The organism is Flavobacterium polysaccharolyticum (genome assembly GCF_038739875.1).
Lineage (GTDB): Bacteria > Bacteroidota > Bacteroidia > Flavobacteriales > Flavobacteriaceae > Flavobacterium > Flavobacterium polysaccharolyticum.
Genome location: NZ_JBCGDP010000070.1, coordinates 1 through 600 on the forward strand (window position 1 = coordinate 1; position 600 = coordinate 600).

The window sequence follows — 600 nt, forward strand, 5'->3', positions numbered from 1 at the left end:
ATTTCTCTTGACGAACACGCTCTGCTTCTGCATCGGCTTTAGCTTTCGCTTCAGCTGCTGCTTTTTGTGCTGCTTGTGCATCTGCTTTTGCCTTAGCATCTGCTGCTAATTTCTCTTGACGAACACGTTCTGCTTCTGCGTCGGCTTTAGCTTTCGCTTCTGCTGCTGCTTTTTGTTGTGCTTCGGCATCTGCTTTAGCCTTAGCATCTGCCGCTAATTTCTCTTGACGTAAACGTTCTGCTTCTGCATCGGCTTTAGCTTTCGCTTCAGCTGCTGCTTTTTGTTGTGCTTCGGCATCTGCTTTAGCCTTAGCATCTGCCGCTAATTTCTCTTGACGTAAACGTTCTGCTTCAGCATCTGCTTTAGCTTTAGCATCCGCTGCTAATTTCTCTTGACGTAAACGTTCTGCTTCTGCATCGGCTTTAGCTTTCGCTTCAGCTGCTGCTTTTTGTGATGCTTCAGCATCTGCTTTTGCTTTAGCATCCGCTGCTAATTTCTCTTGACGTAAACGTTCTGCTTCTGCATCGGCTTTAGCTTTCGCTTCAGCTGCTGCTTTTTGTGATGCTTCAGCATCTGCTTTTGCTTTAGCATCCGCTGCTA

At 46.7% G+C, this 600-nt stretch carries 1 protein-coding gene; it reads right to left on the reverse strand.

The window, feature by feature from the left end; genetic code table 11:
• Positions 1 to 600, reverse strand: a 600-nt coding sequence (locus tag WFZ86_RS20130; protein ID WP_342693614.1) for a hypothetical protein, incomplete at both ends; no start/stop codon positions are given.